This is a genomic window from Ruegeria sp. L11, assembly GCF_056531755.1.
Genome location: NZ_JBQFMI010000020.1, coordinates 36,139 through 47,363 on the forward strand (window position 1 = coordinate 36,139; position 11,225 = coordinate 47,363).

The window sequence follows — 11,225 nt, forward strand, 5'->3', positions numbered from 1 at the left end:
AAGTGCAACATCCAAAGCGCTTTGAAAATCTTGCAATGCGCAGATATTACTGGGAGGAGATTTCATGAAACACGCGCTTTATGCAGGTGTGGCCACATTCGCCCTGATGGCGGGAACGGCTCAGGCTGATAAGGTTACCGTGTTCGGGCCATGGCTGGGCCCGGACCAGGAAAACGTCGAAGCGGTTCTGGATGGCTTTGCAGCCGCGACAGGCCACGACTACGCGTATGTTGGTTCAGATAGTTTCGAGCAGCAGATCAGGATTGATGCAGAGGCAGGCTCGGCGCCGAGTATAGCCGTTTTCCCGCAGCCTGGTCTGGCGGCGGATATGGCCAAGTCGGGTTTTCTGACACCGTTGGGCGATGGCACCGCTGATTGGGTTCGTGACAATTACGCAGCCGGACAATCTTGGGTAGATCTGGGCACTTTTCCGGGGCCCGAAGGGCAGGATCACCTTTATGGGCTTTTTTACAAGGTAGATGTGAAATCCCTTGTTTGGTACGTGCCTGAGAATTTCGAGGATGCCGGTTACGAAGTTCCGACCACGATGGAGGAACTGAAGGCTTTGACCGATCAGATCGTCGCAGACGGAGAGACGCCGTGGTGCATCGGTTTGGGTTCAGGTGGTGCGACCGGTTGGCCAGCGACCGATTGGGTCGAAGACATGATGCTGCGCACTCAATCGCCCGAGGACTATGACGCCTGGGTGTCCAATGAAATGAAGTTCAATGACCCGAAAGTGGTCGCTGCCATCGAAGAGTTCGGCGCGTTTGCACGCAATGATGACTATGTTGCGGGCGGGGCAGGTACGGTCGCAACGACCGATTTCCGTGACAGTCCAAAGGGCATGTTCAGTTCGCCACCACAATGTTACATGCACCGTCAGGCGTCGTTCATCCCGGCATTCTTTCCTGAAGGCACGGTTGTCGGTGAAGATGCTGATTTCTTCTACTTCCCCGCATATGAAAGCAAGGATCTGGGTAGCCCGGTTCTTGGCGCCGGCACGCTATGGGCAATCACCAATGACAGCCCGGCTGCACATGATCTGATCGCCTATCTGCAGACCCCCGAAGCACATGAGACATGGATGGCCCTGACCGGCTTCCTGACGCCGCACAAAGGCGTTGATACCTCCGTGTTCTCGGATCCGACGCTCAAGAAGATGAACGACATTCTTCTGGGCGCGACCACCTTCCGGTTTGATGGTTCGGACCTGATGCCGGGCGGCGTAGGGGCCGGCACATTTTGGACCGGTATGGTTGACTATGCTGGTGGAAAGCCCGCTCAGGAAGTTGCTGACGAGATCCAATCTTCCTGGGATTCGCTGGACTAAGCGCGTTAAAACCCGGGCGGTCTGCGCGTCAGGCCACCCCTTTTCCCCTTCGCAACGGAGAGCATGATGCATCCGGCAATTCAGGGCCTGCTGACCATCGCCATAGGCGTATCGGGCTGTGTGGGCTATTTCTTTCTGTCCAACCAGTTTCTGGACAAGGTTCTGTTCCCTGCGCGCGGGCCGAATGCCGGCCGCAACATCAACCGCGCGAATATGATCCGGCCTTGGCTGTTTTTGCTTCCGGCGCTTGTAGCGATTGGCTTGTATCTGGCCTATCCGGTAGTTGAAACGTTGCGCCTGTCGCTCACGGATCGCGTGGCCGGCGGTGGGTATAAGTGGGTTGGTCTCGATAACTACATCCAGATGGTGGCAGAACCGAAATTCTGGGAAGCCATGCGCAACAATATGTTCTGGCTGATCGTGGTCCCTGCAATGTCGACTGCATTTGGTCTGTTGGCAGCTCAGCTAACTGATCGGATCCGCTGGGGTAACATCGCAAAAGCCCTGATTTTCATGCCGATGGCAATCTCTTTCGTCGGGGCTTCGGTCATCTGGAAACTGATCTACGATGCGCGTCCGGCCGAGCAAGACCAGATCGGGATTCTGAATGCGCTTTATCTGTTCTTTGGCGGGGCCGAGCCGCAAACCTGGCTAACCATTCCGTTCTGGAACAATTTCTTCCTCATGGGGATCCTGATCTGGATTCAGACAGGCTTTGCCATGGTGATACTGTCTGCCGCTTTACGCGGCATCCCCGAAGAAACCGTCGAGGCGGCGGTTTTGGATGGGGCCAATCCCTTCCAGATATTCTTCAAAATCAAGGTGCCTCAAATCTGGAACACAATTCTGGTTGTTTGGACAACCATCACCATTCTCGTCCTGAAGGTCTTCGACATCGTTTTCGCGATGACCAATGGCCAGTGGGAGACACAGGTTCTGGCCAACTACATGTACGACAAGATGTTCCGCGCCAATGATTGGGGCGTGGGTTCGGCATCGGCCATGGTGATCATGTTGCTGGTGACGCCGATCTTGGTCTGGAACATCCGCAACGCACGCCGGGAAATGGAGTAGGGGATGAGCGATATTGCAGGAACCAAACCCGCCCTTAGATGGATCGTCCAGGCCTCGGTCCTCTTTCTCGTGGTGCTTTGGGTAATACCGACACTGGGATTGTTGGTCTCATCCTTTCGCACGGCTGACCAGATCGCGACCAGTGGCTGGTGGAAATCCCTGTATCCGTCCGAACAAAACCTGACGCTACGCACGGCCGTGCCCGATACGCAAATTCTGGAAAACGGGATGTATGTGATTGAAGGGAACCTGTTCGACAAAGGGCAGAAGGCTAGGATCTCAAGGTGGGGTATCAGCTCCCGCGCGGTGGATGCGTTTGAACCCGGTCAGACAGCGGAATTGCGTCGTGGCGGGACTATCACGGTCGATGCAAACGGGAACTACAAAGCGGAAAGTGAAGAGGAGTTTACTGGCAGCCGCGGCCCGCGTGTTTTCGTTAGTGCAGAACTTCCACCCGAGTTCACGTTGGACAATTACCACAAGGTTCTCTTGGCCGAGGACAGCACCGACAGTATGGGTCGGGCGTTCTTTAATACTCTCACAGTGACCATTCCTGCCACGATCATCCCTATCCTTGTTGCGGCGTTCGCCGCTTATGCGTTAGCGTGGATGGAGTTCCCGGGCCGCGCGTTGCTGATCGCGGCTATTGTCGGGCTTTTGGTTGTTCCGCTTCAGCTCGCACTGATCCCTTTGCTGAAATTCCATCTTAATATTGGGATCGGCAAAGGGTATCTGGGTGTCTGGATGGCCCACACTGGCTTTGGAATGCCGCTGGCGATTTACCTTCTTCGCAGCTACATGGCCGGTCTGCCACGTGATTTGATCGAGAACGCGCGGGTCGACGGGGCGTCTGAGTTCCAGATCTTTACGAATCTGATCCTTCCACTCAGCTTCCCGGCGCTGGCGTCTTTCGCAATCCTGCAGTTCCTGTGGACCTGGAACGACCTTCTTGTGGCCAAAGTCTTCCTGATTGATGCATCAGGTCAAACCACCGTCATGACCAATCGAATTGTCGAACTGCTGGGTACAAGAGGGGGCAACTGGGAAATCCTCGCCACCGCTGCGTTTGTTTCGATCATTGTTCCACTGATTGTTTTCTTCGCAATGCAAAAATACCTGGTCCGTGGCCTGCTGGCCGGATCCGTCAAATAGAGGCGTCTGATGAACGTGCAGAACACTGTAGAACTTTCCAAATCAACCAAAGCAAAGTCAGAGTGGTGGCGCGGTGGCGTGATCTATCAGATCTATCCGCGCAGCTTTCAGGACAGCAATGGTGATGGGATCGGTGACTTGAAAGGGATCACCCAACGTCTGGATTACATTGCGGATCTGGGGGTCGATGCGATCTGGATCTCGCCCTTCTTCAAATCTCCGATGAAGGATTTCGGCTACGACGTCAGCGATTATCGCGATGTGGATCCTATGTTCGGCTCGTTGGAAGATTTCCGCGAGTTACTCGATCAGGCCCATGACAAGGGTCTGAAAGTGATGATCGATTTGGTGCTGTCACACACATCTGATCAGCACCCTTGGTTCGGTGAGAGCCGCGCCGATTGGGACAACCCGAAATCCGACTGGTATGTTTGGGCCGACCCTAAACCGGACGGCACACCGCCCAATAACTGGTTGTCTATCTTTGGCGGTTCAGCGTGGCAGTGGGAGCCTCGTCGCCTGCAATATTTTCTGCATAACTTTCTGAGTTCGCAGCCAGACCTGAACTTTCACTGTAACGAAGTGCAAAACGCACTGCTGGATGTGGCTCGGTTCTGGCTGGACATGGGCGTGGATGGTTTTCGCCTGGACACGATCAACTTTTATTTCCACGACAAACATTTGCGGGACAATCCGGCCCTTCCGGTCGAAGAACGTAATGCATCAATTGCGCCTGCGGTGAACCCCTATAACCACCAGGATCACCTTTATTCCAAAAGTCAGCCCGAGAATATCGCCTTCCTCGAAAGGTTGCGCGCGCTGACCGACGAATATGAAGGCCGTGCCTGTTTGGGTGAAGTCGGTGATGCACAGCGCGGGCTGGAAATCATTGGTCAGTACACCTCGGGCGATCAACGAATGCATATGTGCTATGCCTTCGAGTTTCTGGAAAAGCGTGCGTTGACCGCGCCTTATGCAAAGCAGGTCTTTGATCAGCTCGAGGAAAAGGCAGGCGACGCATGGCCATGCTGGGCGTTCTCGAACCATGATGTTGAACGTCATGCCTCGCGCTGGGACCTAAACGATGCGGCCATTCGCCAGCACGCGGTTCTGATGATGTGTCTGCGCGGCTCTGCCTGTTTGTATCAGGGAGAGGAACTGGGCTTGCTCGAGGCAGATGTTCCGTTCGAGAAACTGCAAGACCCCTATGGCATCGAGTTCTGGCCCGAGTTCAAGGGTCGCGACGGATGTCGCACGCCAATGGTTTGGGCGACGCAGGACGAACATTCAGGCTTTAGCACCGGTGAGCCGTGGTTGCCTGTTAGTATGGCCCAAACGGAAAGAGCCGTTGACCGGCTCGAGGCGAACGACCAATCGATGCTGCACCATTATCGCCGCGCAATCGCCTTGCGCCGCGTCCACCCAGCACTAACTACGGGTGCACAGTCCAACATGAAACAGGTTGGACCTGTGCTGACTTTCCAGCGTGAGGATGCGTCTGAAGCGGTGTTTTGTGCTTTCAACCTTGGAACGGAAGCTCAGCGGGTCGACTTGCCCTTGGGTGATTGGCGGGTCATCGGGCGGGAACTCGGCGGTAGCGACGGTGCAGGAAGCGTTACGCTGCACCCCGCACAGTTTTGTCTGATGGCCAAGGTTAAGGGGTAAACCATGTCAGAACTCAAACTTACGGATGTCGCGAAATCCTATGGTCCGGTCGATGTTCTGAAACATATCGATCTGGATATCGCAAAGGGCGAGTTGATCGTCTTTGTCGGTCCATCGGGTTGCGGAAAATCAACCTTGTTGCGAATGATTGCCGGGCTGGAAAAGATCACCGGCGGCACCTTGGAGATCGAAGGGCAGGTCATGAATGATGTGCCGCCCGCCCAAAGGGGCATTGCCATGGTGTTTCAGTCCTATGCGCTCTACCCACATTTGACCGTGCGCGAGAACATGGCATTTGCACTGAAGATCGCCAAGATGCCTGCTGCCGAGATCGATGCCGCCGTTGAACGCGCGGCCCAGACCCTTCAACTGGATCCGCTCTTGGATCGTCTGCCCAAGGCTCTGTCCGGAGGGCAACGCCAGCGCGTCGCTATCGGGCGCGCCATCGTGCGAGACCCCAAGGTCTATTTGTTCGACGAACCGCTTTCGAACCTCGATGCTGCGCTGCGCGTTGCAACCCGGATCGAGATTGCGCGCCTGAAAGAGGCGATGCCCGAAAGCACAATGATCTACGTGACCCACGATCAGGTTGAGGCGATGACGCTGGCCAGCCGGATCGTCGTTCTTGCCAACAAAGGCATCGCGCAGGTTGGTACGCCACTGGAACTGTACGAAACGCCGGATAACGAGTTTGTGGCGCAGTTCATCGGATCGCCCTCTATGAATCTGCTGTCTGGCAATATTTCCAAAACCGGGGATTTGACAGAGGTCACACTTGATGCGGGCGGAAAAGCCGTTTCATCCATTTCGACCACGCCCGAACAAATGGGTTTGCAGGTCAATATCGGCGTACGACCTGAGGATTTCGTTGCCGACGCCGCCGCTGGGTTTCTGGACGGCACTGTCGATTTTGTCGAAGCCCTGGGTGAAGTGACCTTGCTGTATTTTGCCAGCAGGCCGGGGGCTGAGAATATCGTCGCCAAGTTTCCTGGCGTTGAACGAAACCGACGTGGGAAAGCTGTCAAATTGAATGCGGACCCGAGCAAAGTGCATCTGTTTCACAATGGTTTGTCAATGCGGAAATGATGAGGGCTTTGTCGCGAACTTTTGGCCAGGAAGTCTTGGTGTTAATGGCGTTTCGGACTTTGATCGAGGCAGACAGTAACAATTTCATTCAAAGGCGCTCATTTCCCAAGGGACGTGATACTACACGCAGTGTTCTTCGATCTTCGTTACCCAGTGTCCTAGGATCTATTGCAAAGTTTCTTACTGAACGAAGAGTTGGTACCGAACCCTCTGCTTGTGCCGCCAATGCCGCAACTTGGCGAAACGGACAGATTCCGGGCGTAAGCTGACCTTTGCGGATCATGTGCGTCACTTCGCTGCTCACTTTGCCCGCAAGGCAGACGTCGGACAACTCGTCGATCTCGCAGATTAAGCGAATGGCCGGTTCGTTGAAGCTGCACCGCAGCGTGGCCAGAGGCGATGAATGACCAGTTTGGGCCGCCCGCGTAGGCGACCCAACTGCACTAGATTTCAATGGCTTCAGCGATGGCCAAGGCATCCTCGAGTTCGACACCGAGGTATCGGACCGTACTGTCCATCTTCGTGTGGCCCAGAAGGAGCTGAACCGCGCGAAGGTTTCCGGTCTTCTTGTAGATCTGAGTGACCTTGGTTCTACGCATCGAATGCGTGCCATAGGCGCTTGCCTCCAGACCAATCGACGTGACCCAGTCGCGGACGATTCGAGCATACTGACGGGTCGAGATGTGCAGCCGCTCATGGAAGCGGCCCGGCCAAAGGTACTCGGAGCCGATCATCACCTCGTCTTCCATCCACTTCTCGACCGAGGCGCGAGTCCCTTCGGATATCTCAAATCGCACAGGTTTCTGTGTTTTGCTCTGTAAGACCGACGCCCGTTCCTTGATCTGACCTGTCGCCATAACATCAACGACTTTCATCTTCACCAGGTCGCAACCGCGGAGCTTGCTGTCGATCGCCATATTGAACAGTGCCAGATCGCGATGGTTCTCAGCGAGTTCGAGCCTAACCCGGATCGCCCAGACGTGTTTTGGCTTCAGGGGGCGCTTTTGACCAACAATACGTCCTTTGTTCCAGGCGGGACGAAGCGCACGAATGGCAGGTAAGTTTGGTGTTTCCATGACTGATCCTCCGATCCGCCATGCCCTCCCACAACGACAACCCGACGTTGACCGAGGCAACATATCACAGGATGCTGCGCCGCATTCGAGGTCTGGAACGAGCCCATTCTGTGAATTCGATTTTCTCGCTGCGCACGCACGCAGCGAGAAAGATTCGGCATGTGCATAAACTTCTTCGATGCATGGCAGTGGTCAAACCGGCCATCTGTGCTGCGCGCGGCGAAGATTTCGAAGGCAACGAGCAGGTCGTGGACGAAGTTGCCATTCATTCGTGAATTGCCATGTCAGCTTGTGAGATTACGCTGAAAGATGCAATTTTAGCCAACAGAAACAGAAATGCAGGGAACAGGATTGTCACCTATTGACGCAGTACGTACGCCAGACGATCGTTTTCTAAACCTGCCTGATTTCGCCTGGCATCCTCAGTACGAAGATCAGTTGGCCGGGTATGAAGGCCTGCGGATGGCAAGAATAGACGAAGGTCCGCAAGATGCAGAGCGGGTGTTCTTGTGCCTTCATGGGCAGCCTTCATGGAGTTTTTTGTATCGGCATATGATCCCGGTCTTTCTCGAGACTGGCGCCCGAGTTGTCGTTCCTGACCTGTTCGGTTTCGGCCGGTCTGACAAACCTATCCAAGACAATTGCTACACTTTCACATTTCACCGACAGAGCTTGATCGAGTTGATTGAAACGCTCGATCTCAAAGGAATTACACTCGTTGTACAGGATTGGGGTGGGCTTCTTGGTCTTACCATTCCACCAGACATGCCTGATCGCTTCAATCGGCTATTGGTTATGAACACAGTTCTTGGCTTGGGTGGCGGTAGCAGCGAAGGATTCGATGCCTGGAGGGAATTCCACCGAACTCAACCGGACTATGACGTGGCCGCATTGTTTCAAAAATACGTGCCCGGCATGAGTGATGAAGTTGCGGCCGCTTACGCCGCCCCTTTCCCGGACGCGCGTTATCGGGGCGGCGTGCGGAAGTTCCCGTCGCTGGTAATGACCGAACCCGACATGGAGGGCGTTGATGTGTCGCGACGTGCAGCGGCATGGTGGAAAACTGACTGGTCGGGCGACAGCTTCATGGCGATAGGAGAAGCAGATGTTCTGATCCCGCCGAGGCTGATGAAACGCATGCACGAAATATTGGGCGTAGTCCGCCCACCTCTGATGTTGCCAGACGCAGGTCACTTCGTTCAGGAGACCAACGGAGAACAAGTTGCTCGCGCGGGCTTGTCTGCATGGGAAGATGGAGGACATCTCATTCGGCCTAAGGGTTGAGAATTGGGAACTTCGTGCAGACCGCAGCATGAATAGACAAAACACGGAAAAAGCCGCCAGATGCAGTTATCTCGAAAGTGATCTTTGCGTGACGTCGAAAATTCTGAGTGCTTTGATACCATGGGTTATCTGTTGCGCTAGCCGCGGCTTTCCGCGCTGCTGCTGCATTTGGTTTTCACCGGTTCTCTATTTTTAGAGTGCTATGCGCAAGACGCTGTAGTTGCTATCATTCACTTGATGACAGACCGGATATGCCCTTCGCCAGAACTTGCCGCCATAGTGGAACGTTGGATCAAAGCGTACGGTCGCGGCGACGGCGAAACGGTCGCACATCTTTTCTCTGACGATCCAGCGTTGTCCTATTTTGGCTCTGACGAGGATGAGGCGTGGCGGGATGATGCGCTACGTCGTGGCATGGCGCAGTATATTCAGGAGGTTCCACGGTTTCAGTGGCGCCCGGATGAACTGCGTGGTTTTGAATGCGGATCTCTTGGCTGGGTGGAATGGAAGGCAACCATCGACGCAATTGAAACGGGACAATCCGCGCAATTGCGCTCCACCGTCATTTTGAAACTTGACAAGGGTTCCTGGAAAATCGTGCATGTTCACAACTCAATTCCCGTCAACAACGTTGAAGGCTTCGGGTACGAGGCAAAAGGTTTTGAGGAACTTCTCGATGCCGCCCTGTCCACCCCATACGAACTTGGTCAAAGCGGTATTGCGACTGTCATGTTCACAGATATCGCCGACAGCACGACGATCGCTGAAACGATAGGGGACACACTCTGGACCGATTCTGTGCGCAGGCACCTAAAGCTGGTCGAGACCCATATCGTCGATAGCGGTGGGCAATTGGTGAAATCGCTTGGTGATGGTGTAATGTCTACTTTCGGGTCTGCGAGGGCCGCCCTGTTAGCGGCTCAGAATATTCAGCGCGCCAACGCAGCTGAAACTGCCGAACCGAAACTGCAAGTTCGAATTGGTTTGCATACCGGCGAAGTGATTACCTCTGACGCCGATCACTTCGGAACAGTGGTAAACAAAGCCGCTCGCATCGCGTCGCTTGCTGCGCCAAGTGATATCTGTGTGTCAGACGCCACGCGGATTATGGTTGGCGGGTCGAATGAGTTTCTTTTTCGCGACCCGATGACAATTCCGCTAAAGGGTCTGGATGGGGAGCACTCAATACTTAAACTCGATTGGCAAAGAACCACCTAAGAACTGGCCTCCCAGCCAAAAATGGTAATCCGCCATCCTTGCCCAGGCTCATTCGGCAACAGAAGCGCATATAAAAGAGATTTTGGCTTGAATGTTCTTCTCACCATTGCAGACACTGCCGAAGATTTGACCGCGATTTTACAGGACCTGCATGCTCATCCGGAAATTGGCTTTACCGAAACGCGCACGGCACAGATCGTCGCCCGCCATTTGCATAATTTCGGTGTGGATCAAGCCCACGCTGGAAGCGCTCATCCTGGCGCGCGATGTTGAATGGAGACTCTCATTTTAGTTGGTAGGGTCGAACTGGCAGATCCTGGACAAATGCTCATTCGCATTTGGACCCGTCGTTGATTGGCAGCGTTGGTGCATTTGTTTGGCATGCGAAGTCCTACATGGTTAAATTCGACAAGCGTAAAGAGGTGGTTGAGATGGGCGCGCGGGGCTCGCGAGGGGGATTAGATCGAGAAAGTCTGCTGAGTGATCTCGCGCGCGGACAACAAAGAGAGGCGGCTACACGGAGCATTCTTGAAGTCATCAGCCAGAGCCGTGAAGACGAAAAACCTGTCTTTGATGCGATCCTCGACCACGCTTGCAAGCTCTGCAATGCGCCGTTTGCGGGGCTGGTTTTGGGTACTGCAGATGACAACGCGCAGACGCTGGCCGCTCACAATGGTATGTTCCAAGCAGCAGTCGATTTGTTTGAGAGTGGGCAGATGCGCATGGACAGAGACTTGTCCTACGCGGCGCGATCAATCATTGATGGTCGTCTTGTTGCATTCGACGATATGGGAACAAGCGAACTTTACAAAAATGGCAGTCCTATTGTCCGTTCCATGGTCGATACTTCAAACATCCGAAGTGTACTTTTTGCTCCATTAATCAAGGACGGCGCCGGAATAGGATGTTTAACTCTGTTTCGGCGAGAGATCAGTCCTTTCAATCCGTCAGAGGTGTCGCTCGCTCAGACGTTTGCTGAGCAAGCCGTGATCGCAATTGAGAACGTGCGTCAATTTCACGAAATTCAGACCCGGCTTGAACGCGAGTCTGCGACACGAGAAGTTCTCGAAGTGATTAGCCGTTCCCGCGACGATGAAAAACCTGTGTTCGATACAATCCTCAACAGCGTATTGCGTTTGTGCGATGTGGATATGTCGGCTTTGGCGATGCTCAATAAAGAGGGAACACATCTTGAACTCATAGCAAATGCTGGTGCTCGGTTTCTGAAGTTGAAACCGGGCGAAGATGTCCGTCATCGAATGATTTGGAACACGAGCGTTTGATTGGCTTAGGAGGATCAGGCTCGCCGCAGTTTCAATCTACGCCGCGTTCTGATG

General features: G+C 54.2%; 11 protein-coding genes. 10 read left to right on the forward strand and 1 reads right to left on the reverse strand.

What is annotated here, in order from left to right; all coding sequences use genetic code 11:
- The first annotated feature begins 64 nt into the window (after window positions 1–64).
- The 5 genes from ACR0CE_RS18730 to ACR0CE_RS18750 all read left to right on the forward strand — a co-directional run bounded on the left by ACR0CE_RS18730 (window position 65) and on the right by ACR0CE_RS18750 (window position 6,310).
- Window positions 65–1,333, forward strand: coding sequence for an ABC transporter substrate-binding protein (locus tag ACR0CE_RS18730; protein WP_480833435.1), 1,269 nt, complete (start codon window positions 65–67; stop codon window positions 1,331–1,333).
- Between the two features lie 66 nt (window positions 1,334–1,399).
- Window positions 1,400–2,407 (forward strand): carbohydrate ABC transporter permease, encoded by a 1,008-nt coding sequence (locus tag ACR0CE_RS18735; RefSeq protein ID WP_480509106.1) that lies wholly within the window; start codon window positions 1,400–1,402, stop codon window positions 2,405–2,407.
- A gap of 3 nt (window positions 2,408–2,410) precedes the next feature.
- The gene (locus ACR0CE_RS18740) at window positions 2,411–3,559 is read left to right on the forward strand and encodes a carbohydrate ABC transporter permease (RefSeq protein WP_480833436.1); all 1,149 of its coding nucleotides are present in this window, start codon (window positions 2,411–2,413) and stop codon (window positions 3,557–3,559) included.
- A 9-nt stretch (window positions 3,560–3,568) separates the two neighbouring features.
- Window positions 3,569–5,224, forward strand: a complete 1,656-nt coding sequence (locus tag ACR0CE_RS18745) for an alpha-amylase family glycosyl hydrolase (protein WP_480495820.1) — start codon at window positions 3,569–3,571, stop codon at window positions 5,222–5,224.
- A 3-nt stretch (window positions 5,225–5,227) separates the two neighbouring features.
- Window positions 5,228–6,310 (forward strand): ABC transporter ATP-binding protein, encoded by a 1,083-nt coding sequence (locus ACR0CE_RS18750; protein WP_480509102.1) that lies wholly within the window; start codon window positions 5,228–5,230, stop codon window positions 6,308–6,310.
- Between the two features lie 443 nt (window positions 6,311–6,753).
- Here the strand turns inward: ACR0CE_RS18750 and ACR0CE_RS18755 are convergent, their stop codons facing one another.
- Window positions 6,754–7,386: a tyrosine-type recombinase/integrase gene (locus tag ACR0CE_RS18755; protein WP_480495824.1), complete on the reverse strand. Its 633-nt coding sequence runs from the start codon at window positions 7,384–7,386 to the stop codon at window positions 6,754–6,756.
- Window positions 7,387–7,406: 20 nt separating this feature from the next.
- On the opposite strand from ACR0CE_RS18755, the gene ACR0CE_RS18760 reads away from it, so the two are divergent.
- The 5 genes from ACR0CE_RS18760 (at window position 7,407) to ACR0CE_RS18780 (ending at window position 11,171) form a co-directional block, all read left to right on the forward strand.
- A complete protein-coding gene (locus ACR0CE_RS18760; RefSeq protein WP_480833437.1) occupies window positions 7,407–7,661 on the forward strand; it encodes a hypothetical protein in 255 nt (84 codons plus the stop codon).
- Between the two features lie 61 nt (window positions 7,662–7,722).
- A complete protein-coding gene (locus tag ACR0CE_RS18765; RefSeq protein ID WP_480484409.1) occupies window positions 7,723–8,670 on the forward strand; it encodes a haloalkane dehalogenase in 948 nt (315 codons plus the stop codon).
- A 168-nt stretch (window positions 8,671–8,838) separates the two neighbouring features.
- On the forward strand, window positions 8,839–9,888 hold the full coding sequence (locus ACR0CE_RS18770; RefSeq protein ID WP_480484410.1) for a nuclear transport factor 2 family protein: 1,050 nt from the start codon (window positions 8,839–8,841) through the stop codon (window positions 9,886–9,888).
- An 87-nt stretch (window positions 9,889–9,975) separates the two neighbouring features.
- On the forward strand, window positions 9,976–10,161 hold the full coding sequence (locus ACR0CE_RS18775) for a hypothetical protein (protein WP_480484411.1): 186 nt from the start codon (window positions 9,976–9,978) through the stop codon (window positions 10,159–10,161).
- A 122-nt stretch (window positions 10,162–10,283) separates the two neighbouring features.
- Window positions 10,284–11,171 carry a GAF domain-containing protein gene (locus ACR0CE_RS18780; protein WP_480540067.1) on the forward strand — a complete coding sequence of 296 codons (888 nt, stop codon included), beginning with the start codon at window positions 10,284–10,286 and terminating at the stop codon, window positions 11,169–11,171.
- Window positions 11,172–11,225 lie beyond the last annotated feature (54 nt).